Genomic DNA, 25561 nt, shown 5'->3' on the forward strand with positions numbered 1-25561 from the left:
TTGACTGATAACTGGAATGTGAAAACCAAAATTTTGTTATACTTGTTATTTTATGATTATATTAGGGCGTGTTGAACATTCACAAATGCGCACTGCTGATCGCTAAAATAGTTCTAGTCTAAGTGAAAATTGCAGGTAATGCAGATGCCTTAGCTAAATTTTTACAACGACTAGGGCGATTTTAGCATCAGCCCTAACTACAACAACAGGGACAGGACTATTTTTTACCGCTTTATTGATAAAAATAGACGTTTAGAACGACTAAACTTACCATTTTTATCTGCAAATCGCCTAAAAAATAGTCTCTGTCAGTGCCATGGTCGAATGTTCAACACGCCCTATTCTTTATTTCTATCATTATTGAAGGTTTGTCATGACTCGTTTTGCTAAGCCTACTCAAGCGGATGAACAGCGTGCACCCTTAGGTGAACAGGCATTATCTTCAGTGCCATCAAAAATGCCATCAAAAGCACAATTAACACCGCCATTGGTCATAGGGATAGTCGCCGGCGAGGTATCGGGGGATAGCTTAGGGGCAGACTTTATGCAGCAGATGAATAATCTGCGTGATGATATTGTTTGGGTGGGAGTGGGCGGACCCAAGATGCAAGCGCAGGGGCTACAAAGCCTGTTTCCTTTATCTCGGCTAGCCGTCATGGGTTTGGTTGAAGTAGTCGCGCAATTATCTGACCTTTTTAAAGCGCGCCGCGAGCTTTTAACTGCTTTTATGGATGCTCAGATAGATTGGTTTATTGGTATCGATGCGCCTGATTTTAATTTACGCGTCGCTAAGAAGCTCAAGCCCAAAGGCGTGTTCTGTGTCCAGTACGTCAGCCCTTCTATTTGGGCGTGGCGTGAGTCGCGTATCCACGGTATCAAAGAGGCGACTCATTTGGTGCTGTGCTTGTTTCCATTCGAGCTGCCCGTTTATGAGCGCTACAACCATCCGGCGATATGTGTGGGCCATCCGCTACTTAGAACGCTTGATGCTGAGCTGACTGAGACGCCGACCAATCAGCTACGCAGTGAGCTGGTTTGGCAAAACGATGGCTTGCAGCAGTTTTTTAGAGAGCGTTTTGAGGCAGTCAGTCAGCTTATCTGCGTCATGCCAGGCTCGCGCCGCAGTGAGATTACCGCTATTTTACCTTTGATGCTCGATGGTATGCAAAAACTGTTGTTAGTCGATCCCAAGCTGTGTTTTATTATCCCAACAGTCGATCAAAATCATCAATATATCGTGCAAGACGTGATAGATAAACGCTCTGAACCCCTGCGCGATGCTATTGCTGTAGTCTATGATGAGAGTCAGCCGAGTTTTAGTCAGCAAGCGATGGCGGCCTCCGATATGGTTATGCTCGCTTCGGGCACTGCAACGCTTGAAGCTATGCTGCTTGAGCGGCCTATGGTAGTTATTTATCAGCTTAATCAGCTGACTTATCAGATCGCTAAGCGCTTGGTCAAAGTTCCTTATGTGGCACTACCTAATATCTTAGCTGGAGAGAGGATAGTCACTGAGCTCATTCAAGAGCAGGCAACGGGCGAGAATATTTGCCGCACGCTGACTAAGCTTTTACAGCCGCGGGCCTATAATGAACAGCTACAGCATTTACTAGCGACTAAGCGCAATCTGCAGCAGCAGAGCAACCATGATCCCGCCAATAGCGTGGTCGAGCAATGGTTTGCCCAAATGAGAGCACGTACGCGTACCGCTCGCGATGCAACGTTCTAACAACCTCTCCAATCCTTATGATATAAAATAATTCCAGTGATAAAAATGAGTATTAATCCCCAAGTTTTGCCTATCGACACTTGTATTGAGCACATCACTATCAAAGGTCAATACACGTCCTTAGCCGCCCCTATAACATTAACTGGACAGTTACTTCTGTCGCAGCTCACAGCTGAGTATCCGCCGAGAGCGGTGCAAAGTGGCAGCTTACCCACATTACAGATAGGTATTGATGAAGCAGGGCGTGGGCCTTTGTTAGGGAGTGTCCATGTTGCGGCAGCTATTTTACCGAAGACTTGGTCAGATCTTATCGAAAACCAGCCGCTAAAAGACACACCTTTATCCATCTTGACTGACTCCAAAAAGCTCAGTGAAAAAAAGCGCGATACTCTTTATCCTTTAATACAACAGCACGCGCTTGGATATATTATCGCAGATATTCCAGCAGCGGTTATCGATCAGCTAAATATCTTGCAAGCGACAATGCTCGGAATGCGCTTATGCACGGAAGAACTGCTAGAGGCATTGGTTAGCAATGCTGCGAATATTCAAACAAGCCAAGTTGAGGTGTTAATCGATGGCAATCGCTGCCCTGAACTGAATTATGTTAAGTTGTCTGAATTTGGACTGTCCTCATCTGCTATTGATTGCCAAGCTTGGGTAAAAGGGGACGCGCGGCATACTAGTATAGCGGCAGCTAGTGTCTTGGCTAAAGTTAGCCGCGATCAGACGATGTACGCTTTAGATAGCAAGCATCCTGAGTATGCTATTGCTAAGCATAAAGGCTATCCGACTAAGGCGCACCTGCAAGCTATTGAGACTCATGGCGTGCTAGATGAGCACAGACGTAGTTTTTCGCCCATAAAACAAAGGTAGAGTATGTGAGTACTCCATCTACACTGATATATTTACCCTATAGTTATGCCACCACTATCATGTGAAATAGCCTAAGCGTGATGAGACAAATGTTTGAAATATAACATATTTTGGATATAATTAATTTAACAGAAAATGTCTCGTCACTATTGAAAACTGTTTGTCTTACGTTTATAGTTTGTAACTAGAGTCTAAACAGTATTCTAGTATTATCAAACATTAAGGACTGATGATGGTTTCAACATTGGCAGCGAAGCGCCTAAGCGCACTACTTTTTTCTGTTTTATTTCTAGCAGCATGTGGCGGCGGCGGGGGCAGCGATTCAGACACGAGTTCTGGCGCAGATGAATCTATTGAGCCTGAAGTAGAGAGTGATATTATAGTTTCAGACCCAATTGTTTCAGACTCAGATACGCCTAACACTGATAAGCCAGAGGACGAACAAGATGAATCAGTAGATCCCGCCCTACCAATCCCACCTACAGCAGATGATAAAGACCCGACTACCCCTCCAGCGACTCCGCCAGTAAGTAATAACCCTCAAGCGGTTTTGATCGCAAATAATGAGTTTAGTATTGCTCGTACCAGCTGTGGCCTTGGCGGACTGCAAATGGATAAGGAACTCGCTAGTATCGCCAGTCAGCATAGTCGCTATATCCAGCATGTGTTTGCGAATAGCACCCCAACCGTTTTTAATCCTCATTATGAAAATAAGATCAGTAATAACACTGATGTCACCGGCCAGAACAATCCATTTTTTGGCGGGGTTAGTTTTTCTGAGCGACTCGCAAACGCCCAGTACGAGAATCTAAAATACGGTGCGACTGAAAATATTGCCCAGACGATTTACTACAGCTCTTTAGGGACGCTTATCAGCGCTGATAACGCTGCCAGCTCGATGGCAAAGTCATTATTGGCAGCGCCTTACCATCTGCGTTCATTGATGCGAGCAAGCTCAAGCGTAGTCGGAACTGAGGTGGTCAGTTACAAGCCTTTTAATAAGGATCCCGAAAAAAATCAGGGTTATGTATTAGTCACTCATGCAGCAGCGACCGCGGCAAGTGTAAATGATACGGCGCAGGGGATTTTTACTTATCCTTGTGATGGCGTCACTGGCACAGTTACTGCACTATACAACGAAAGTCCTAATCCATTTAGAAATCCAAATGGTGGGCCTCCTACTCGAGATTTGAAAATCAATCCAATTGGCCAGCCTGTTTATATCAACATGCCTTCAGCTCAAAGCATCGAAGTGCGTAATGTTGAATTCCGTGATTTGAAACGTAAAACGAATGTATTGGTCAAACTGTTGGATAGTAATGATGATCCGTTTAAAGGGACTAATTTTGAACTACCAGCAAATGAGGCCTTTATCATGCCGCTCACAGACAGCCTAAAAAGCTGTGAGGCTAAACGTACTCAGAATCAAAGTCAGCAGTGTGGACTGTACGGTAATACTGAGTACCGCGTCAGCTTCGATGTGTTAGTCGATAATAAAGATCTACAAAGCAAATCATTTACCTTTAAAACCGGCGCTGTCAATTATTAGTCGCTATGGTTAAAATAAGCAGCAATAAGCAACGCTGAGATCCATTGGCTTTATAGCGTTAAGCTTGATGGCCAAACGCACTATTACAATGCACCGTCAATATTAACGACAAAACTTATGACTAAAAGGGGAGTCAGTGAGCGCTAGATCTTCTGCTATCATGCCGGTGTTATTATTGGCTTTGCTATTGCTAATACCTGCCGATGACGGAGTAAAAAGAGCCTATCTACCAGCACTTTATCTACAAGATGTAAAAGCGGCGATAGCACACTTGCAGTTAGAGGAGGCGTTTGCAGTCTTAGGTATAGAGATCGATGAGCAAGTTGATACGAGTATTTTAGCCCAAAAGGATAATAAGTTAAGCTCAGGTGAAAAGACTCAAAACCATGACAATAATGATAGTAATGACGATAATAACAGTAACGAAAGTATTAACGTCGATAATGATGATAATGCATCGGCTATAGCTAATAAGGTGTTTAATGACGCTAGAAGCCGCTGTGGCCTTGACACTTTATCGCCAGATGCTGAGCTTAAACAAGTCGCGTTAGGCCATGCGAACTATATTAAATACATTTTTGCTCATTCGCAGCCCTCGCTATTTTATCCGCACTATCAAAACGAGATTAAAGATATTAAAGCGGTTACTAGCAGCAATAACCCGCACTATAGCGGCCTAGATATCAAAAACCGCTTATTCAATGCCAGCTACGCCAATCTAAAGTATGGCTTCACAGAAAACATCGCACAGAGTATGTATTACCATTCTGCAGGCGAGCTACTCTCCGCAGAAGCGATAACCACTTCGATGGCTAGATCCTTGCTTGCCGCGCCTTATCATCTGCGCTCGCTGATGCAGCCAAGCTCGAAAGTAGTAGGGACGGCGGTCGTCGCCTACAAGCCCTATAATAAAGACACGCGCAATAATCAAGGCTATGTGCTAGTCAGCAACGCCGCTGCTACAGCTGACACGGTAGATGCTAACTATGCTGGTGTTTTAACTTATCCGTGCCAAGGCGTAACCAGCACAGTAACGGCTCTTTATAACGAAACCCCAGATCCAGTAAAGCATACCGGCCGCGACTTAAGTACCGATCCTATAGGTCAGCCTATCTATATCAAAGTGGCAGCAGCCGACACTATTCAGATTATCAACATTCGCTTTTATGATGAGCTGCGCAGAACAGCGATACCGACGCAAGTACTTGACTATCAATCAGATCCTTACCTAAATACAGACTATAAACTGCCCAAAAACGAAGCTTTTATCTTACCTATCACAGACGCAGTCGATAGCTGTAAGGCTAGCATAAAGCAGACAATGATAAAAAAAGCAAACAACTGCGGCTTGCAGGGCAACACTGAATATAAAGTAAGCTTCGATGTCATCATAAATGACCAACGCCTGATCAGTAAGTCGTTTAGCTTTATGACAGGCGAGGTGAACTACTCATAAATGAGCAGTCATCGAAAACTGAGTCGTCAGCATAGCCTTTTAATTAGGGCGTGTTGAACATTCACAAATGCGCACTGCTGATCGCTACTAGTTTATCAAAGCTGTGTTCTAGTCGTCGTTAAAATTGCAGGTAATGCTTATTGCATTGGCTAGCTGATTTTATTTAAACAGTCACAACGACTAGGGCGATTTTAGCATCAGCCCTTACTACAACAATAGGGACAGGACTATTTTTTGCCGCTTTATTGATAAAAATAGACGCTTAGAACGACTAAACTTACCATTTTTATCTGCAAATCGCCTAAAAAATAGTCTCTGTCAGTGCCATGGTCGAATGTTCAACACGCCCTATAATCCTTTAAGTATAGACCTCTAATCTGCGCCTAAAATGAAGAGCCCGGCTGCTGCAAAAACTCTTTTTCTTTGTCAGTCGACTCTCGGCCCAAAGTCTCATTACGATGCGGATAGCGACCAAATTGCTCAATAATATCTTTATGACGATGCTCAAACCCTAATGTACTTTCATCATTAAGCTGCTCAAATAATGGCAAATACTGCTCATGAATGGCTAAGGATTCAGAATGCATAAATGGCATGATAGTAAAGCGTCGCCATTCCATCGGTAAGCTATCAAAATGCGGCTGCTTGATCGCTTCTTGCGCAAGCACTACTGCCATGCCGTCTTGTGAAAAAGCACAAGGCTTGCCGCGGCATAAATTACGCGAGAACTGATCTAAGACAATAATCTCCGCCAAGCGTCCGGCGAGATTGGTAATGGAGCTATTGGCGTCGGCTTTATTGTCGCCGCGGCGCCAGTGAGCGCACTCACCATGTATAGCTGCTTGCCAAATTTTGCCAAACTTTGACTCAATACGCTGATCAAAATCGTCGTTTTTCTCAAACCAGTAAGGCTCGTTGTCTTCATTAAACCAAAATTCTAATACGGCACGCGCATCAGCATTGATATGTTGTAGATTAATATCTTCAGCATTTATTTTATTATGATTCGCTTGACTAGCGCTGGTAGAATAACCGGTTGAGAGTGACATAAGCTATTCTCCTAGTAATGAATTTAGCTTACTATAACTTAAATAGTAGCTACGGTCATGATGTTAAAATGTAGTATCCCTTGTGCTTGCAAAAGCGAATATAAACCTTATTATTAATCGCTACGAATGACCATCTGCCATCTGCTTCGACTCTTTAACCTATACTATTCCACTTTTTTGCTTATCTGATTTAGGCTGCTTTATATGAATTCAGTAAACCCATCCTTAAAGGCTTCCAAAGTGTCGTCTCAATTACCAGCGACTCCTTATTATTTACTCGATGAGGCGGCAATCGTCAGCAATATGCAGATTATCGCGCGTCTATGTGAGCTATCAGGAGCCAAGGCGTTACTCGCGCTTAAGTGCTTTGCAACTTGGGGAGTCTTTGACACGATGCAGCCCTATTTGCACGGTACAACTTCATCGTCACTCAATGAGGTGCGTTTAGGTTTTGAGACGTTTGGCGGCGCGCAAGATAAAGAGACGCATGCTTATAGTGTGGCTTATAGCAGTGATGAGATAGATGAGGTATTGAGCTATGCCGATAAGATTATCTTTAATTCTATCTCGCAGCTCACCGCTTTTAAAGAGCAAGCCTATGCACAAAACATTCCTGTAGGCTTGCGTCTGAACCCTAAGACCAGTAATTCTTCTTTTATCATTGCTGATCCAGCGCGCCCGTTCAGTCGTTTGGGCGAGCATGACAAAGATAAAATTGCAGCGGTGCTTGCTGATATTAGTGGCGTGATGATTCACAATAACTGCGAGAACGATAGCTTTGAGGCGTTCAGCGATAGTTTGGCAGATATCGAAGCGAAGTTTGGTGATGTTTTAGCTGAGCTCGAGTGGGTAAGTCTCGGCGGCGGTATTCACTTTATTGCGCCTGATTATCCATTAGAAAAACTGGCCGATAGGCTAAAAAGCTTTAGCGAAAAATACGGCGTGCAAGTCTATCTTGAGCCAGGCGAGGCGAGTATCCATAGCGCGGGCACGCTCGTAACAACGGTGCTCGATACGCTGCACAATGAAAAAAACATCGCAGTGGTTGATGCTTCTATCGAAGCACATATGCTCGATTTGCTTATTTACCAAGAGTCGGCAGCTATCGCGGCTATCAATGACGAGGCCGTCGATATCTTGCCCGCTGCAGAAATCTGTAATCAGCAGGCGCTAGACAATACCATCGTTTGTGGTCGTTCTTGCCTAGCGGGTGATATTTTTGGCGAATATGCGCTAGCGGATAAACTCAAGGTAGGCGACCAAATAAGCTTTGCTAATGCCGCAGGCTATACTATGGTGAAAAAAAACTGGTTCAATGGCGTCAACATGCCAGCCATTGTAATTCGCCGTTTAGATGGCAGCATTGATATCCAGCGTGAGTTTGATTATCAAGATTATAAAGCGAGCTTGTCTTAATTTTTACTCGCTAGATAGTGCTAAAAAAAGGATAAAATTGTTATAATTGCACTAGGTAAAGGTTATAAGACAAATAATAGTTTTTGCCCGACGGGTGTATGGGTTTTCCTCGGTCTTCCTTTTTAATTCATACACATCATTCATCTGTTACTGTTTTGCATAGCCACCTCTGTGGCATCGGCAGGAACACAAAGGAGGATTGTTCATTGAACATAAGTCAAACCAAGCTTAATAAAAAAGACGTTCTTATTATCGGCGCAGGCGGCGTGGCGCAAGTGGTCGCGCATAAATGTGCCATGCATAATGACGTACTCGGCGAGATTCATATTGCCTCGCGTACTAAGGCCAAATGTGATGAGATAGCGCAAAGCGTCCATGACAAAAACAGCTTTAAACGTCCAGCGACGTTGCACACTCATCAAGTCGATGCGATGGACAGTGCAGCGCTGATCAAACTTATCAACGACACGGGTATTGAGATCCTTATCAATGTCGGCTCAGCCTTTATTAATATGAGTGTACTAGAAGCTTGTATTGAGACAGGAGTGGCTTATATCGACACTGCTATACACGAAGATCCGCGCAAGATTTGTGAAACCCCGCCTTGGTATAACAATTATGAGTGGCAACGCAAGCAGCGCTGCGCTGATAATAATGTCACTGCTATCTTGGGCGCAGGGTTTGATCCGGGCGTGGTCAACGCTTACGCGCGCCTCGGCTATGACATGATGGATAAAGGTTCAGTCACTGATATCGACATCATCGATATTAACGCTGGCAGCCATGGTAAATACTTTGCAACCAACTTCGACCCTGAGATTAACTTTCGCGAGTTCACCGGCACGGTTTACTCTTGGCAAGATAGCCAATGGCAAACCAACGATATGTTCGAGGTCAAGCGTACCGATGATCTGCCTGTCGTTGGCGTGCAAAACAGCTATTTAAGCGGACATGACGAGATTCATTCGCTATCAGCCAATCTAGATGTACCGAATATTCGCTTTTGGATGGGTTTTGGTGAGCACTACATTAATGTCTTTACCGTCCTACAAAGTCTGGGCTTGCTCTCTGAGCAGCCAGTGACGACTGCCGAAGGTCAAGAAGTGATTCCGCTCAAAGTAGTCAAAGCGGTATTGCCAGATCCTAGCTCGCTTGCACCTAATTATACAGGCAAGACTTGTATTGGTGATAAAGTCAAAGGACAGATAGACGGTGTTGATTCTGAGGTGTTTATCTACAACGTCTCTGACCATAAAGAGGCCTATAATGAAGTGGGTAGCCAAGGTATCTCCTATACTGCAGGCGTGCCACCCGTCGCAGCCGCTATGCTTGTCGCGACTGGGGAGTGGGACACCGGCAAGATGGTCAATGTCGAGGAGCTAGACGCTAAGCCATTCATTAATCTACTTAATAAGATAGGTCTGCCAACGCGTATTCAAGACGCCAACGGAGACAGAGCGCTCGAATTTTAGGTTAAATATTAGTTTTATAAAAAAGCTTATCTGTTATAGATAGGCTTTTTTTGTAGACGCTGATATAGTTGATTAAGCTGATATATTTAATTAAAAAATATTAATAAGGACTAACCAATGGCAAAAATCCTAATTATTTTGGGAGCTATATTAGTAGTAATAGGGGCTATTTGGCTAGTGTTTCCAAGCCTGTTTTCGTGGATAGGCAATCTACCAGGCGACATCAAGCACAGCTCTGGCAATACCAAAATTTACTTTCCAATAATGACAATGATTGTGATAAGCGTTGTAGCAAGCATTCTGCTGAATCTATTTAATCGCTAAAAAGTCATGTCAGTTTTAGCCTAGAGTTTTGTTAAATTTTCTAAGCAGCGCTAGCTAATTCTGCTATAGTGAAATGACTGTATCGCGTTATATGATCGGTACTATCTATTAGTAAGCTATTAGCAAGGAGCGCTTTTCTCATGGAATTTGACTATGTCATTATCGGCGGCGGCTCAGCAGGATGCGTGATGGCCAGCCGCTTATCAGAAGATCCAACTATCTCAGTGTGCCTATTAGAGTTTGGCGGCGACGGCAAAGATTTGGCCGTACGTGTGCCTGCAGGCGTCATCATGATGATGCGCGACAAGCCAGTAAAGATCAACAACTGGGCATTCAATACTGTACCGCAAACCCAGCTCAATAATCGCATAGGATATCAGCCGCGCGGACAGTGTTTGGGCGGCTCATCCGCTATTAATGCGATGGTCTATACTCGCGGTAGTGCCAAAGACTATAATCGCTGGGCAGATAACGGCTGCGAGGGTTGGGGCTTTGATGATATGCTGCCTTTTTTCAAAAAAGCCGAAAACAATATTCGTGGTGGCGACGAGCATCACGGCGACTCAGGTCCCCTGCATGTGTCTGAGTTATTGAGCCCGCGGCCTATCTCTAAAGCCTTTGTTGATGCTTGTGTGGCTAATGGTCTCGACGCCAACGACGACTTTAATGGTACAAAGCAAGACGGCGCGGGCCTATATCAAGTCACCCACTTCCATGGCGATAAGCAGGGCCAGCGCTGTTCAGCCGCCGCCGCTTACTTGCACCCTATTGAAGAGCGTCCGAACCTCACCATCATCACCGGCGCTATGGTATCCAAGGTTATCATAGAAGATAAGCGCGCCACGGGTGTCGCTTACGTCAAGCATGGTGAAGAATATACGGTCAGCGCTCTCGAAGAGGTGCTACTATGCGCGGGCGCGTTCGGCTCTCCAAAGACGTTGATGCTATCAGGTATTGGTCCAAAAGAGCACTTAGAGCAGCACGGTATCGAGGTGATTCAGGAGTCGCCGGATGTTGGCGGTAACTTGCAAGATCACTTAGATGTGGTGTTCGATTATAAGGTCAATACCAAAGACATCATCGGTATCGGCCTAAGCACGGTTGCGCAGATGACGTCCGCCTTAGGACAATGGCGCAAAGATGGGACGGGCATACTATCGACCAATTATGCCGAAGGCGGCGCTTTTTATAGCGCTACGGATAAGACGCCAAAAGACTGGCCTGACACTCAGCTGCATTTTGTCATCTCGCGTGTGATTAATCACGGACGTGAGCTGAAGTGGGGTTACGGCGTTTCAGTACACAGCTGCTATTTGCGCCCTGAGAGCCGTGGCACAGTGAGACTGGCGTCAACCGATCCTAGCGAGCCGCCACTGATTGATCCCAATTATTTGTCAAACGACAAAGATGTAGAGTTTATGGTCGCGGGCGCCGAGCGTGCTCGCGCTATTATGGAAGAAGCGCCTCTTGCCAAGTTCATCACCGAGGACTATGCCGCGCCTTATATCAAAAAAGATGGCTTGCTTGGTTATATTCGCAATAAGTCCGACACCATTTATCATCCTGTCGGTACTTGCCGTATGGGCACAGATGAGCTGTCGGTTGTCGATACGGATCTGAAGGTGCGCGGTATTGAGGGCTTACGGGTGATTGATGCGTCGATTATGCCGACACTGATTAGCGCTAATACCAACGCACCAACCATTGCTATCGCCGAAAAGATAGCCGAACAAATGAAATCAGAACGTTATAGCAGTGGAAGCGTGCCGACGCAGATCACTAACTATGCCAAAGCTGAGCACGTAGCAGCAGGGTAATCAAGCTTTTGAAGCTAAACAAGCTATTAGAGTTTAAATAAAGTTTTCTAGTGTTTTAATACTAGAAGGCTTTTTAAGTAATCACAATTTTATCTTAATAGTTTTTATCATCTGCTTAAAAGGGCAATATAACGCTTTAACCGTAGGTGATATGAAGCTACAAACCGTCATAAAGCATGATTCGTTTTACAAAAAGCTAAGGCATGACTAGCAAGGGAGTATAGAGTTGTGCACTAAGAAGATGTAACAAAGTGATTTTGCAAGTGATATTTTAGACCTTGCAAACAACATTGAGTTTATGAGATATCAATTGGGGGTTTATGAAAATAGGTGATAGCAAAGAAAATAGGTTTGCAAATATAGAGCAGAGCAGCATGAACGGTTATGCACCAGAATATACAAAAAAAGAAAAAATAGTATTATTAGCTAAATATCTTACTATTGCAGCCGGTTCGATAGCTTTGATTGAGTGGTACTTACTACCCAAATTTAGCTTGTATATTGATAACATCAGTTGCTACGATTATAAATGGTTCACAGGTTTTGAGATTATGTTCTATGGATTGTTTGTAGGATTCCCTTTAGGGCTAGCAATAATATTGTTTTGTTTAGAAGGATTCAGAAATCTTAAAGTACTCCAACTAAATCAAAACCCTCTACCTAATGAGAAGGTTTGGAAACCGACCAAGTATAGTTACGGTTTAAAAGCAAAAGTAAAACCAATTGGTTTCTTTACTCTACTGACTTTACTGGTGCTGTTGAGTATTCTTGGCGCATATAAAGCAAGTCAGCTCCTCGCTAATGATACTCTCACAGACGATGCACCCTGTTTAGTCTAACTATAGTGATAATGCTCAAAGCAAGAGCCTAAATATAGCAGTTCAAGTAGAATGATTTAGCTCAAGCGCTATCGAATTAAAACTATCAATCCTCAACCTGCCTTTTATTACTCAAATAAATCAAATAAAGCGCGCCCGTCAGCCGAATCCCAAAAATACTGCTAATCACCTGATTTTCTCTCCTAAAGGCCCTAGAAATGCCGCTTCAGTGGCGAGCGCCATACCGCCCGATACTACGAATAACAATACCAAGATCTGCTTCATAGGCTGCCTTTATGAATCTTAGGGTTGAACGTTTTAAATCGTGCAATTGATAGTTTAAGTTTAAAAGCATTTCATAGTTTCGACGCATGTATTGTAGGGAGGGCGCGGGGTAAAGACAATAGTAACCGCGAGTGTTCATTTCCAATTAGCGATATAGAAAAATCAGTGACTGCGTAAACTGAGTATGAGATTCTATATAGTTCATGTTTTTGTTTCTGGTTTGGTATCGCTAGTAGATGTCAGCGTTAATAAGTGCTTACTTACGAATGAGAAGCGATTTGCTATAATTAGCCATAAACCGATTCATAAACGCGGCAAACTCTTATTTATTAACATTTAGCACCATCGTGCTCACTGTTTTGGTCACCTTATTATGCGTATACGTAAACTATTCAAATTTGAAAACGCTCACATCGTTCGTAACTGTAGCTCTGAGCGCTGCAAACACTCCATCCATGGTCACAGCTATCAGATTGAGCTGATTTTAGAAGCCACCCGTCTAGACCATGGGCAAATGGTTTATGACTTTGGGCTACTAAAATCTTCGATCAAAGATATTATCGACAGCTTTGATCATGCCATTTGTTTTTGGAACAAAGACGATCCTGAATATGTCGCAGCGTGTAAGAAATTTAGCGCACGTTGGATCAGCCTACCAGTCTCACCATCGGCAGAACAGTTTTCACGGGTGATATTTTTCTGGGCACAAGAAATACTGCGCCAGACGCAAATGCAAAATGGTGAAGCAGATGTCAGTGTGTATTCAGTGATTGCCCATGAGACCGCGACGGGTTACGCGCAGTGTTTCGCCGATGATGTGGCAAACGAGCAAATGGGTAAGCTGGTTTTAGAGGATTTTGAATTTAGTGAACAAGTTCGTGCTGAGTGGACGGACTCTGATCTGTATGCCAAGCTGATTCGCGGTGAAAGCTTCACCAACCCAACGGTGACTATGCAGGTTCAGACTGATGCATAATGATCAATCAATAGAAAACAGTGACACTGTGCAAACTTTGATACTGAACTCTGAGCAAGACACTCAGTCACTGGCTGAGCAATTAGCGACATTGCCGCTGACGGGCAGTGTATGGCTATCCGGGGATTTGGGCGCAGGCAAGACCACTTTGACACGTTATTGGCTACAAGCGTTAGGTCATAAAGGCGCGGTTAAAAGTCCGACTTACACCTTAGTGGAGCCTTATAGCATTGAGCAAAGCAATGGCACGATTAAGCCTGTTTATCATGCAGACCTATATCGTCTCCAAGATCCAGAAGAGCTATCTTTTATTGGTTTTGATGAGTATCTTGATGAGCCAAATGCGCTAGCTATTATAGAATGGGCGAGTCGCGCCGATAGCTATTTGCCGCCACCGGCTATATTTATCGATATGACGGAAGCCGATGACGGCGCGCGGCAGATTGAGTGTCGTCTCTCAAAAATAGGTCAAGCCCAAGGCTTAGACTTATCCACTTTGCACTTATAACTCTGCACTCATAATTCTGTTATGCTAGAAAATACCGCCATTAGTCGTATAAAAAAACTCTCGCCGCTACTGATCAATCAATTGGCGGCAGGCGAGGTGGTGACGCGTCCGGCCGCTGTGGTCAAAGAGCTGCTCGAGAACGCTATCGATGCCAAAGCCACACATATCGAGGTACATATCACTCAAGGCGGTATGGGAATGATACAGGTCGCGGACAATGGCGCGGGTATCCATCCAGATGATATGGTAATGGCCATTACTCGCCACGCTACTAGCAAGGTCGCTGATGTGGCTAACCTACAAGGTATCCGTACGTTAGGGTTTCGCGGTGAGGCCTTAGCCGCTACGGCTGCAGTCTCACGCCTGACTTTGATCAGTAGTCATGATGACAATGGTATAGGTCGACAGCTGCAAGTCTCAGGTGTACTTGCTGAGGAGCCGCCCTTGACGCCAGTGGTGCACAACCGCGGCACCACAGTCACGATTAAAGATTTGTATTTTAATGTGCCTGCTAGGCGCGGCAATCTAAAGTCTATCGCTACTGAATTTGCTCATATTGAAACCATAGTCCGTGAGGTTGCTTTAGCGCGTGCTGATGTGACGCTCGTTCTTTTCCATGATAATAAAAAACGTATCACCCTATCAGCAGATCGAGACGATGATACGACTAGCAGCGCCTCAGTAGCTAATATCCGCCAACATCTCCCTATCTCTCGACTAGAGCAAGCGCTAGGTTTAGCGCTACAAGAGAATGCTGTAGAAGTTGCTGTAGATTTATCAGGTCTACAGCAGCAGTACGCTGACTCGAGCAAGACAAGTCCATCAGCAATGACGCCAGCGCAAGTTAGCGGTTGGTTGTGGCCAGCTATGCAGCCGCAGCCCAATCTCCCAAAGCTAATCTATGTCAATGGACGCTTAGTCAAAGAGGCCATTATCAGCAATCAGCTCCGGCAATTAGCAGCAAGTGCTGAGATTGCGGCGCTGGGGTACGCGTTATACTTTGAGCTGCCATTATCTTGGTTGAATGTTAATGTGCATCCTAGCAAACAGCGCATCAAAATCAGCTCTCTCAATAACATCGTGGCGCATCTGAGTTATGCTATCAGCAACAAGCTCAAAAGCGCAGTGATAGACTATCCTTCGTTAGCATCATCAAGCCCAGAATTATTAGAGGACGAGATAAACGAAAATCAGCCTGATGACAGTGGGCATAATTTTTCGGCTTTTAAGCCGCAAGTACAGTCTGTTAAGCACTCTTATCAGCGCTCACAAGAGCCAGATACAGTTGCCAGTGGTGCCAATCAGGTAAATGACAACGCTGCGATAACGACAGCAAGCGATAAACAGTCCAGTACTCCCTCAGTATTACCTACAATAAGTGGCAAGCGTTCAATGCCTTTGCCATACTGTTTAGAAGTGATTACTGACTTGTCAGAGTATGAGCTTGGAGCTTCAGAAGATCTTGTGGGCGCAGTGAACGATAATGTCCCTAGCGCTTTGTCACCTTGGCTATTGTTTTATGCTTTAGTGCACAATCAAGGACAATTAATGGTGATAACAGAAGCGGAGTGGCATCAGCGGTTCGCTCGGTTATTTACAGCCAATGATTATCGGCAGTCTCATAAATCAGCCAGTCAGTTGACAATAAACCAAGAGATTAATGCGCAGATTAGCCATTACGCGGCACAAATGTCGACGCCAGATTTGCAAGCTTTTACCTCAGATATTATAGAGATACTCACGACCAAAGCCATTGTACGGACAGATAGCAAACCGTTAATTGGCTTATTATTATCGTCCGCTTTAGCTTAATCGTATTTAGCTTTATGCTGTCACACTCTTTATTAGGGCGTGTTGAACATTCGACCATGGCACTGACAGAGACTATTTTTTAGGCGATTTGCAGATAAAAATTATAAGTTTAGTCGTTCTAAGCGTCTATTTTTAACGATGAAGCGGCAAAAAATAGTCCTGTCCCTGTTGTTGTCGTGAGGGCTGATGCTAAAATCGCCCTAGTCGTTGCGACTGTTTAAATAAAATCAGCTAGCCAATGCAATAAGCATTACCTGCAATTTTAACGACGACTAGAACACAGCTTTGATTAACTAGTAGCTATCAGCAGTGCGCACTTGTGAATGTTCAACACGCCCTAAATGGTTAAACTCTTTTTATAGGCAACTTTATGTCAGACGCTCCTCATCCTATGTCAGATAATAGCGTCATTTGCTTAATGGCGCCAACGGCGAGTGGCAAGACCGCTTTAGCTTATGAGCTTTATGATAGTGGTCGTTATGAGCTTATCTCAGTAGATTCTGCGCTTATTTATCGTGGGATGGATATTGGCACCGCTAAACCTACGGCTGCAGAATTACAGCGTTATCCGCATCATTTAGTCGATATTATTGATCCAACACAAAGCTATAGCGTCGCGGAGTTTGTCAGCGATGTTGAGTGCCTGATTGATGAGTATCATGCAAAAGGTAAAATCCCGTTGTTAGTGGGCGGTACGATGATGTACTACATGGCACTAATAGAAGGCCTGTCGCCTGTTCCGGATAGCGATGAGCAGGTACGCAGGCAAGTCGAGCAGTGGCGACAAACAGCAGGTATTGGCGCTTTATACGATTATTTGGCTGACGTCGATCCTCAGAGCCATCAACGGTTAGCGCCTGCTGATACGCAGCGAATCACGCGAGCCGTCGAGGTATATAAACAAACCAATGTTCCAATAAGCGACTGGCAACATCAACCCAAACAAGCATTGGCCCATAATCCTAACCAGCAGTGGCATGTCTTATCCGTGCTACCGGAGCGTTCTTGGTTACATGAGCGCATTCATCAACGTTTAGATATTATGTGGCAAGAAGGCTTAGTGGATGAGGTAATCGGTTTACTTGAGCGCTATCCGCTGACCCCAAATATGCCTGCCATGCGCTGCGTGGGCTATCGTCAAGTGCTTGAATATTTAGTGCATATCGACCATCCAGTCTTTGAGCGCGCGCATTTAGATAAGTCGCTGTTTTATGAGGCTTTTGCTAATAGTACAGATGACAAGGTTAAGGTGTCTAATAACTCTGCAAAACCGATGCAGTCTCAGCAGCAGCATCTCGCTTGTGAAGCGATGCAAAATAAGGCATTATATGCTACCAGACAGCTGGCTAAGCGCCAGTACACTTGGCTGCGTAAGTTGTCCAAAGGCTTAGCGGTAGCAAATCAGTCCGCTATAGCGCCTGCACAAATTGATACAAGCATTACTGATACGCAACACAACATAGTCATAAGCTCATTTACTTCTATCGAGCAAGTGAGAGATTATTTAGGGTAGCCGCTACAGTACATTTATATAGCATCGCTATTTTGTATAGATAGATTAGTACAAATAGAATTAGCTAAAGAATAGAATTAGCTAAAGAGTAGTATGGTTGAATCGTTTTTATAACATTACGTAAGAAATGATGTGTAAGAAACGATTATATTAAATAACGATAAACGACAATAGAGCAGGGTGTTAACTGTTATAATTTAGACTGATTTTTCTTAGTATAAAATCACAGTACATTACAATAAAATAATAACTATTAGGAGAATTTTTATGTCAAAAGGACAGACTCTACAAGATCCATTTTTGAACTCATTGCGCAAAGACCGTATTCCAGTGTCCATTTTTCTAGTGAATGGCATTAAGCTACAAGGCCAGATTGAGTCTTTTGACCAATATGTGGTGTTATTAAAAAATACCGTTAGCCAAATGGTCTATAAGCATGCCATATCGACAGTAGTACCAGCGCGAAACCCTCGTAGCAGTACAGCGTCATCTTCTAGTAGCAGCGCACAATCCTCAGGCTCGGCTAGTGGCTACCAAGGCGGCGGCTTTGACCGAGGTAATCAAGCGGGCGGTATGAGTAGTGGCTACGAAGAGCGCGGCTTCCCTGCAAATCGTAGCGGCTTTAATCGTAGCGGTTTTGGACAAGATCGCGGGTTTGAGCGCGGCGGCTTTGGCCAAGACTCTAATCGTAGCGGCTTTGGAGCAAGCTCTGATCGAACGGGCTTTGGTCAGGATCGCGGCTTTGAAAACCCAGGCGAGAATACCGGCCTAAATGATACGCCAAAAGAGGACTTTAACGATAGCGACAATCATTAATCGCCATTATTCTTTCAAGTTTCCTAGGTCAGTTGGTATGGCCGATAGTTTCATGAAGCTGTTGTAGTAAATGAAGACCTACTCACGCAGTGGGTCTTTTTTGTATTTGCTCAACACATTATTGATCCCATTTAGAGCGCGGTTACTAAAGTAGTCGATAATATAGTAAAATAGGCCATCAAATAATCAATAATGAGTTATATATGAATAGCGGTAAAAGTCATCTCACTCATGAGCAGTTTATAGCGACTGCTATTGAAGCTATCAACACAGAAAAAACCGCCTTAGCGCTACTAACCGAGCAAATAGACGATCGGTTTGCTCAGGCTTGCGATATTATTTTGGCCTGCCAAGGACGCTTAGTGGTCACTGGCATGGGTAAGTCAGGACTGATCGGTCGCAAAATAGCCGCAACCTTTGCTTCTACGGGCACGCCGGCATTTTTTATGCATCCAGGAGAGGCCGGACATGGCGACCTAGGAATGCTAGTGCGCGGTGATGTGTTATTGGCCATCTCCAACTCGGGTGAGTCTGATGAGATCAAAACCCTACTCCCTGTCGTCAAGCGCCTTGGCATACCGCTCATTAGCATCAGCCGCGACAAGCGGGGGATGTTGCCTCGAGCGGCTGATGTCGTATTGACCTTAGGTCAGTCGCAAGAGGCGTGCCCGCTTAATTTAGCGCCAACCTCGAGTACGACCGCAACGCTCGCTTTGGGCGATGCATTAGCAGTGGCTTTAGTGCATGCGCGTAATTTCACTTCAGAGGATTTTGCGCTATCGCATCCTGCCGGTGCCCTTGGGCGTCAGCTATTAACGCGGGTTGAGGATCTGATGCACACCAGTAGTGAAAACCTGCCTTTAGTCAATCAGCAGGCGGTTCTCAACGAAGCGCTGTTTACCATGACTAATGGTCGTTTAGGTATGACGGTAGTCGTCGATGATAAAGATAAAGTAGTTGGGGTGTTTACCGATGGCGACTTACGCCGAGTACTTGAAAAAGGCATCGATTTGGCCACGCCGATGCGCGAGATTATGACTACAAATCCGCGTCATGTCAGTAAAACCATGCGCGCCTCTGATGCCTTAAGTGTGATGAATGAAAATGCGATCAGTCAGCTATTGGTAATGGATGAACAAGGTCATCTAGATGCTATTATTACCGTTCATGACTTATTGCAAGCAGGGGTAAAATAACCCCCTCTCACTGAGCATAAATTATAAATAAAAACTAGGGCGTGTTGAACCTTCGACCATGGCACTGACAGCGACTATTTTTTAGGCGATTTGCAGATAAAAATGGTAAGTTTAGTCATTCTAAGCGTCTATTTTTAACGATGAAGCGGCAAAAAAGAGTCCTGTCCCTGTTGTTGTCGTGAGGGCTGATGCTAAAATCGCCCTAGTCGTTGTGACTGTTTAAATAAAATCAGCTAGCCAATGCAATAAGCATTACCTGCAATTTTAACGACGACTAGAACACAGCTTTGATAAACTAGTAGCGATCAGCAGTGCGCATTTGTGAATGTTCAACACGCCCTAATAATAAGAGGTAGCCTATGCAAGATTTAATCGAAAAAGCCGGTAAAGTTAAAATGCTAGTGTTAGATGTCGATGGTATTTTGTCCAATGGGCAGATTATTTATGATGCAAACGGGGTTGAAATCAAAGCTTTTTCGGTACAAGATGGCGTAGGTATCAAGGCATTAGCACGTTATGGTATTTTGACCGCGATTATCACCGGTCGTCGTAGTCCTATGGTAGACAAACGCGCCAAAGAGATAGGTATCGATTATGTAGTGCAAGGCCGAGATGATAAAGTTGTGGCGCTAAAAGAGCTGATGACTATGGTGGATAAAGCTGCTGATATCACCACAGCAGACTGTGCTTATATGGGGGATGACTTGCCAGATATAAAGGCGATGCAAACAGTCGGGTTTGCGGCCACAGTACCTAATGCGCATTCCGAAGTTATCAATCGCAGTGATATGGTCACTACGCGCGCGGGCGGTTACGGTGCGGTGCGTGAGATATGTGACCTTATTTTGAAAGGTCACGGGCATTACGAAGCGTACATTGCAGGCTATACCTTAGAGGGTAGTGCTCCCCACAGTGCAGTGTCATCAGTAGGATAAATTATAGTGAATACTCGTGTCTTAATCATCTTGGCCCTAATCATCGCTGGTATCGCAGGATGGTTTTTTCAGCAGCAAGCAGAAGTAACGCCGCCAGTGAGTGTGGGTCCCTCAGAAGTGGACTACGAAGCTACTGATATTAAGGCGGTACAGACTAATGAGCAAGGCGAAACAGAGTATGAGCTCAACGCTGAATCGCTAAGGCATGATCCTAATACTAATCAGGACATAATGTCCGGTATTACTATGAACTGGGAGCCATCAGCTAAGCAGCTGTACCGTATTGAGTCAGGAACAGCAACGGTCAATCAAGAAACCGGTGAGCTACATCTGTACGGCGGCTTTAGTTTAGCTAGCCAAGATCAGCAAAAAACCACCAAAAATGGTGAGAAAATAGCGCCTATAACCGTGACAGGTGAAGCATTAAAAGGTAATACCCAATCAAAGCAAGTTTATAGTGAGCAGCCCGTACAAGTCGTCCAAGGCGCCAATCGTTTTGAAGCGGCTAGCATGACAGCCAATCTAGAAACGGGCGAGTATGAGTTTGAGCAAGTGGCCGTAATGTTTACTCCTGCTGAGCGTCAGGATAAGGCGCTTTTTTAACTCAGTATATTTAATTTTAAAGCGCTTTAACTATAAGTTATGAAATGTAAGTTGTTAACTATAAACTACCTTTCATTATAAAAATTTTAAAGTATAAAACGTCTAAAGTATAAAACCGTTATTGAATAATCACGACTACTGCTGCTTTTCATACCTATCATAAAAAGAGTATCCAAACATGAAATCAAGTCTTTTGCCTATAGTTCGTGCGCTAGCGCCCAAGCTATCAGCAGCATCTCATATAAGCGCCCTTCCAGTAGTTATGCTGCTAGCTCTGCCTATCTATAGCCATGCGCTACCTTCTGATGCCAATCAGCCTATCAAGCTACTTGCCGATCGTGCCACGTATAGCGAGAGTACTGGCGTAACGAGCTATTCAGGAACAGTGGTTATTACCCAAGGCACGCTCAAATTAACAGCGGATAATATTACGGTCAATCTCTCAGAGCAGCGCAGCATCCAATCAGCTGTGGCAACCGGTCGACCGGCGACGATGCAGCAAGTGGTGACCGCCGAAAAAGGCTTAGCAAAAGGCCGCGCTAATAAGATTGATTATAATGCGGTCACTGGCATCATGACTTTGACCGGCAATGCAAAATTAACGCAAAACGGTGCAAGCTTTGCAGGTAATGTGATTCGTTATAGTCTCAAAGCAGGGGATGTCGAGGCGACAGCGGGCGGTAATCAGCGCGTAGAATTGATCTTCCCGCCTAATAATAATACCAATCAGACGGGCATACGTTAGTTTACAGCCATTATTAAAACAGCCACTACTAAAATAACCACTACCTAAGACAAGTAGCGCATTATATTACGCCGGTAGCCTAATTATCGTTTTAAATTGACGCGTCTAGATAAGCGCTAAAGTGTATAAGACTTAAATAGAGCATGAGTAAGTTATGATAGACAATAATGAGAGCAGCACCTCATCAGCAGTGAGCCCTGCAGCGCCAGTACCCCTACGCTTATCGATGCAGAACTTAGGCAAGCGCTACGGTAAGCGCTGGGTCGTCAAAGACGTGTCGTTCTCTGTTGAACAAGGACAAGTGGTTGGCCTGTTAGGTCCAAATGGCGCGGGTAAGACCACTAGTTTTTATATGGTAGTTGGCCTCGTCAATATGGATAAAGGCCGCGTTAGCCTAGGAAAAATAGATCTATCTAAATATGCCATGCATGAGCGGGCGCGGGCAGGGATAGGCTATCTGCCGCAAGAGGCTTCCATCTTTCGTAAGCTGTCTATCGAAGATAATATACTAGCTATTTTGCAAACGCGCAGCGAGCTGTCTGCAAATGAGCAGCGCCAAGAGCTTGAAAAACTGATCGCTGAGTTCCATCTAGAGCATGTCCGTAGCTCTTTGGGCATGAGCGTCTCAGGGGGCGAGCGGCGCCGCTGCGAGATTGCTCGAGCTTTGGCTGCAGATCCAAAGTTTGTGCTATTAGATGAGCCGTTCGCTGGCGTTGATCCTATATCCGTGGGGGATATCAAAGAGGTGATACTCACCTTAAAAAATCGCGGTATTGGCGTGCTGATTACTGACCATAATGTTCGTGAGACGCTAGCGATTTGCGAAAAGGCGTATATTGTCTCAGAAGGCGCTATCATCGCTGAGGGCACTTCTCGTGAAGTGCTAGAGAACGAGTTGGTTAAGTCCGTCTATTTGGGTAAAGACTTTCAGGTTTAAAGTTTATTTCTGTTGATGAACTAGTATTTTATTTGTCATATCTTTCTTTTATGACGACTTTATTTTAATCGTTTATTAAACGACGTCAATTAGGTAGCCAAGTGGTCTTGGCTATCATCTCCTATCCTTTATTTTTACTACCTCCTTATTTAATACACTATATCTTCTTTTATTCCTAGACTTTTGAGCTTATATTCGTTTGAGCTCATAATTCACTTAAGGTGCATATACTATGGCAAAAAATAAAAGCAGCTACGTCTGCCAAAATTGTGGCGCTCACTTTGGTAAGTGGGCGGGGCAGTGCAGCGACTGCGGCGAATGGAATACCTTAGTCGAAGCGCCAGATGTTAGTATGCCGCATCATAATAAAAGCTCAGCTAAGTCGGCATCTAGCCGTGTTACGCCGCGTGCTAGCAGCGCCCCTGCAGGGAACTATTCGGGAACGCATAGCGCAGTGATGCCGCTAAATGCAGTGAGCGTCACTTTAGATACCCGCCTGCCAACTGGCATCAGTGAGTTTGACCGCGTATTAGGCGGCGGCTTAGTAGCAGGCTCGGTTGTGCTTATCGGCGGAGACCCTGGTATCGGTAAATCCACTATCTTGCTACAGACAGCGACCAATATGGCAAGAGCGGACTCATTAGCGGGTAGCGCGCTATATGTCACCGGTGAGGAGTCATTAGCGCAAGTTGCTATGCGCGCCAAGCGTTTAGAATTACCAGCAGACAGACTGCGAGTTTTGGCTGAGACTAATGTAGAGACCATTTGCGCCGCGTTGACTCAAGAGCAGCCCGCTATTGCCATTATTGACTCTATTCAGACGATCTACACTGATGCTATCAATTCAGCTCCTGGCGGTGTCAGTCAAATTCGTGAGTCAGCAGCGATTTTGACTCGTTATGCCAAGCAGACGGGGACTGCGCTGTTTTTAGTGGGTCATGTGACCAAGGAAGGTACCTTAGCAGGCCCTAGAGTGCTTGAGCACATGGTGGATACGGTACTGTATTTCGAGGGTCAGTCTGACTCGCGCTTTCGCATGATTCGCGCCGTCAAAAACCGTTTTGGTGCGGTGAATGAGTTAGGCATTTTTGGTATGACGGATATGGGGCTCAAGGAAGTCGCTAACCCATCAGCGATATTTTTAAGCCGTTATGATAAGCCCGTGGCAGGGTCGGTGGTCATGGTGAGCCGAGAGGGCACACGGCCACTATTAGTGGAGGTGCAAGCCTTAGTTGATGACTCACAAGGGCAGCCAAGGCGTATGGCACTAGGGCTTGATTATCAAAGAATGTCTATGCTGCTTGCGGTGATGCACCGGCATGGCGGTATCCATACGAGTGGGCAGGATGTCTACGTCAACGTCGTGGGCGGCGTAAAGGTGATTGAGACCGGCTCTGATCTAGCAGTGCTGCTCGCTTGTGCCTCTAGTATAAAGGAAAAACCGCTACCTTCGTCATTAGCGGTATTCGGTGAGGTTGGGTTGTCAGGTGAGATACGTCCTGTGCCGAACGGACAAGAGCGCCTAAAAGAAGCGATGAAGCATGGCTTTAAGCATGCCATCATCCCTAAGTCCAATGCACCCGCTGCCAACTCAGCTCAGTTTAAGGGCATCAATGTCATAGCCGTAGAGCGTCTTGACGATGCTATTGAAAGCGCCTTTGAGATAGACTTTTAGCTATTAATTGCTGTATCCGTTTATTATGCGCATCAAAAAGAGCGCCTAGTTCGTTAAACTAGGCGCTCTTTTTAGCTTAATAAAGCTATCCTTTGCAATAATAACAGCCAATCAAGATTAGGGACCAGCAACGCGTTCGATTGAGACGTTACCGACGCCTTTACTGGTGATGCCCAACTGCTTAGCTGCACCGTAAGATAAGTCTAAGACTCGCTTACCATGGAAAGGGCCACGATCATTGACTTTTACTACCACGCTTTTACCATTGTTTTTGTTGGTCACCTTTACATAGCAGTTCAGTGGTAGTGAGCGGTGAGCAGCGGTTAGGGCGTTCATATCGAAGGTTTCACCGCTGGCTGTTTTACGACCATGAAACTTACGACCGTACCATGATGCCAGACCCGTTTGCTTAAATTTGCCTACAGAATTGGAAGCCACAGCGGTCAAACGCTCTAGCACATCTTCGTCATTACTCGCCTGCGAGCTGTCGGCAGCTAGTAACGGGCTGTTTAATGCCAGTGAAGTTGGCTTGCGGGCTGATTTGACTAGGCTTGATGCACCATCGTGCTGGCGAGTTAACTCACCTAATACGCGATCAATATGGGAGGCGTTATCTTGAGATATTGCAGACAGCGCAGGACTCGTCTCTGCTGCTTGAGCATTAGAGATAACAGCAGAACCAGTAAATAGAACCACTGACATTGTCAGTAAACCAGATAGACGCTTATTCATATATACCTCTTTGACTTGTACTCTAAAACTTGAGCGCAGAAATATTAAATCATAATAACTTATGCCGATTACCAGTAGACCGGCTTTAATCGCGCTGGCTGTTTAGAGTGATACTGCTATGTATGCTAGTACTAGCAGATAAAAGCCATTATTTTTAAAGTAGAGTAAGTTTATCTTTATATAAACAATTCAATAACAAATAACATAATCAATGTCGGACTATACTTGCAAGTTATGGCTTCACTATATACTTATGAAAAGTTGCTTAGCAGCTCTGTATAAGTTATGTACCATATTACGATTTAAACAGGTTATCGTAATT

General features: G+C 44.8%; 22 protein-coding genes. 20 read left to right on the forward strand and 2 right to left on the reverse strand.

All coding sequences use genetic code 11. The features are described from left to right. Window positions 1–457 precede the first annotated feature (457 nt). From lpxB to JMY03_RS06750, 4 genes are all read left to right on the forward strand, one after another. Entirely contained in the window at window positions 458–1729 is a 1272-nt protein-coding gene (lpxB, locus tag JMY03_RS06735) for a lipid-A-disaccharide synthase (RefSeq protein ID WP_201603224.1), read from the forward strand. Between the two features lie 45 nt (window positions 1730–1774). Further along, on the forward strand, window positions 1775–2605 hold the full coding sequence (locus tag JMY03_RS06740; RefSeq protein WP_201602357.1) for a ribonuclease HII: 831 nt from the start codon (window positions 1775–1777) through the stop codon (window positions 2603–2605). Window positions 2606–2834: 229 nt separating this feature from the next. Beyond that, window positions 2835–4154, forward strand: a complete 1320-nt coding sequence (locus tag JMY03_RS06745; protein ID WP_227675532.1) for a CAP domain-containing protein — start codon at window positions 2835–2837, stop codon at window positions 4152–4154. A gap of 136 nt (window positions 4155–4290) precedes the next feature. Next, on the forward strand, window positions 4291–5610 hold the full coding sequence (locus JMY03_RS06750; RefSeq protein ID WP_201602360.1) for a CAP domain-containing protein: 1320 nt from the start codon (window positions 4291–4293) through the stop codon (window positions 5608–5610). Between the two features lie 383 nt (window positions 5611–5993). On the opposite strand, the gene JMY03_RS06755 is transcribed toward JMY03_RS06750, so the two are convergent. Then, window positions 5994–6575 carry a DUF924 family protein gene (locus JMY03_RS06755; protein WP_227675572.1) on the reverse strand — a complete coding sequence of 194 codons (582 nt, stop codon included), beginning with the start codon at window positions 6573–6575 and terminating at the stop codon, window positions 5994–5996. Window positions 6576–6863: 288 nt separating this feature from the next. Here JMY03_RS06755 and nspC point away from each other — a divergent pair, with 288 nt between their 5' ends. The 16 genes from nspC (at window position 6864) to radA (ending at window position 24507) form a co-directional block, all read left to right on the forward strand. Beyond that, the gene (gene nspC / locus JMY03_RS06760) at window positions 6864–8075 is read left to right on the forward strand and encodes a carboxynorspermidine decarboxylase (RefSeq protein WP_201602364.1); all 1212 of its coding nucleotides are present in this window, start codon (window positions 6864–6866) and stop codon (window positions 8073–8075) included. Between the two features lie 206 nt (window positions 8076–8281). Beyond that, window positions 8282–9547, forward strand: coding sequence for a saccharopine dehydrogenase family protein (locus tag JMY03_RS06765; RefSeq protein ID WP_201602366.1), 1266 nt, complete (start codon window positions 8282–8284; stop codon window positions 9545–9547). Between the two features lie 117 nt (window positions 9548–9664). Continuing rightward, entirely contained in the window at window positions 9665–9871 is a 207-nt protein-coding gene (locus JMY03_RS06770; RefSeq protein WP_025646563.1) for a DUF2905 domain-containing protein, read from the forward strand. 140 nt (window positions 9872–10011) lie between these two features. Then, window positions 10012–11688: a GMC family oxidoreductase gene (locus tag JMY03_RS06775; RefSeq protein ID WP_201602368.1), complete on the forward strand. Its 1677-nt coding sequence runs from the start codon at window positions 10012–10014 to the stop codon at window positions 11686–11688. A gap of 320 nt (window positions 11689–12008) precedes the next feature. After that, window positions 12009–12527: a hypothetical protein gene (locus tag JMY03_RS06780; protein ID WP_051397468.1), complete on the forward strand. Its 519-nt coding sequence runs from the start codon at window positions 12009–12011 to the stop codon at window positions 12525–12527. Window positions 12528–13164: 637 nt separating this feature from the next. Beyond that, complete coding sequence (locus JMY03_RS06785; protein WP_058024076.1) at window positions 13165–13767, forward strand: 6-pyruvoyl trahydropterin synthase family protein; 603 nt, start codon at window positions 13165–13167, stop codon at window positions 13765–13767. Next, window positions 13760–14275, forward strand: a complete 516-nt coding sequence (gene tsaE / locus JMY03_RS06790; RefSeq protein ID WP_201602370.1) for a tRNA (adenosine(37)-N6)-threonylcarbamoyltransferase complex ATPase subunit type 1 TsaE — start codon at window positions 13760–13762, stop codon at window positions 14273–14275. Before JMY03_RS06785 ends, tsaE begins: the two co-directional genes overlap by 8 nt. 21 nt (window positions 14276–14296) lie before the next feature. Further along, a complete protein-coding gene (mutL, locus tag JMY03_RS06795) occupies window positions 14297–16087 on the forward strand; it encodes a DNA mismatch repair endonuclease MutL (protein ID WP_201602372.1) in 1791 nt (596 codons plus the stop codon). Window positions 16088–16457: 370 nt separating this feature from the next. Then, window positions 16458–17600 (forward strand): tRNA (adenosine(37)-N6)-dimethylallyltransferase MiaA, encoded by a 1143-nt coding sequence (miaA, locus tag JMY03_RS06800; RefSeq protein WP_201602375.1) that lies wholly within the window; start codon window positions 16458–16460, stop codon window positions 17598–17600. 267 nt (window positions 17601–17867) lie between these two features. Next, window positions 17868–18416 carry an RNA chaperone Hfq gene (gene hfq, locus JMY03_RS06805; protein WP_025646569.1) on the forward strand — a complete coding sequence of 183 codons (549 nt, stop codon included), beginning with the start codon at window positions 17868–17870 and terminating at the stop codon, window positions 18414–18416. Window positions 18417–18619: 203 nt separating this feature from the next. After that, on the forward strand, window positions 18620–19612 hold the full coding sequence (locus tag JMY03_RS06810) for a KpsF/GutQ family sugar-phosphate isomerase (RefSeq protein ID WP_201602378.1): 993 nt from the start codon (window positions 18620–18622) through the stop codon (window positions 19610–19612). Between the two features lie 359 nt (window positions 19613–19971). Next, the gene (locus tag JMY03_RS06815; RefSeq protein ID WP_201602381.1) at window positions 19972–20547 is read left to right on the forward strand and encodes a KdsC family phosphatase; all 576 of its coding nucleotides are present in this window, start codon (window positions 19972–19974) and stop codon (window positions 20545–20547) included. A 6-nt stretch (window positions 20548–20553) separates the two neighbouring features. Then, the gene (lptC, locus tag JMY03_RS06820; protein WP_025646572.1) at window positions 20554–21150 is read left to right on the forward strand and encodes an LPS export ABC transporter periplasmic protein LptC; all 597 of its coding nucleotides are present in this window, start codon (window positions 20554–20556) and stop codon (window positions 21148–21150) included. Between the two features lie 262 nt (window positions 21151–21412). Next, the gene (gene lptA, locus JMY03_RS06825; protein ID WP_227675573.1) at window positions 21413–21895 is read left to right on the forward strand and encodes a lipopolysaccharide transport periplasmic protein LptA; all 483 of its coding nucleotides are present in this window, start codon (window positions 21413–21415) and stop codon (window positions 21893–21895) included. 226 nt (window positions 21896–22121) lie between these two features. Next, on the forward strand, window positions 22122–22832 hold the full coding sequence (gene lptB, locus JMY03_RS06830) for an LPS export ABC transporter ATP-binding protein (RefSeq protein WP_227675574.1): 711 nt from the start codon (window positions 22122–22124) through the stop codon (window positions 22830–22832). A 232-nt stretch (window positions 22833–23064) separates the two neighbouring features. Further along, window positions 23065–24507 carry a DNA repair protein RadA gene (radA, locus tag JMY03_RS06835; protein ID WP_201602386.1) on the forward strand — a complete coding sequence of 481 codons (1443 nt, stop codon included), beginning with the start codon at window positions 23065–23067 and terminating at the stop codon, window positions 24505–24507. A 117-nt stretch (window positions 24508–24624) separates the two neighbouring features. Here the strand turns inward: radA and JMY03_RS06840 are convergent, their stop codons facing one another. Continuing rightward, on the reverse strand, window positions 24625–25239 hold the full coding sequence (locus JMY03_RS06840; RefSeq protein WP_025646576.1) for a septal ring lytic transglycosylase RlpA family protein: 615 nt from the start codon (window positions 25237–25239) through the stop codon (window positions 24625–24627). Window positions 25240–25561: the final 322 nt, after the last annotated feature.

Origin of the sequence: Psychrobacter submarinus (assembly GCF_904846685.1) — a bacterium.
Taxonomy (GTDB): domain Bacteria; phylum Pseudomonadota; class Gammaproteobacteria; order Pseudomonadales; family Moraxellaceae; genus Psychrobacter; species Psychrobacter submarinus.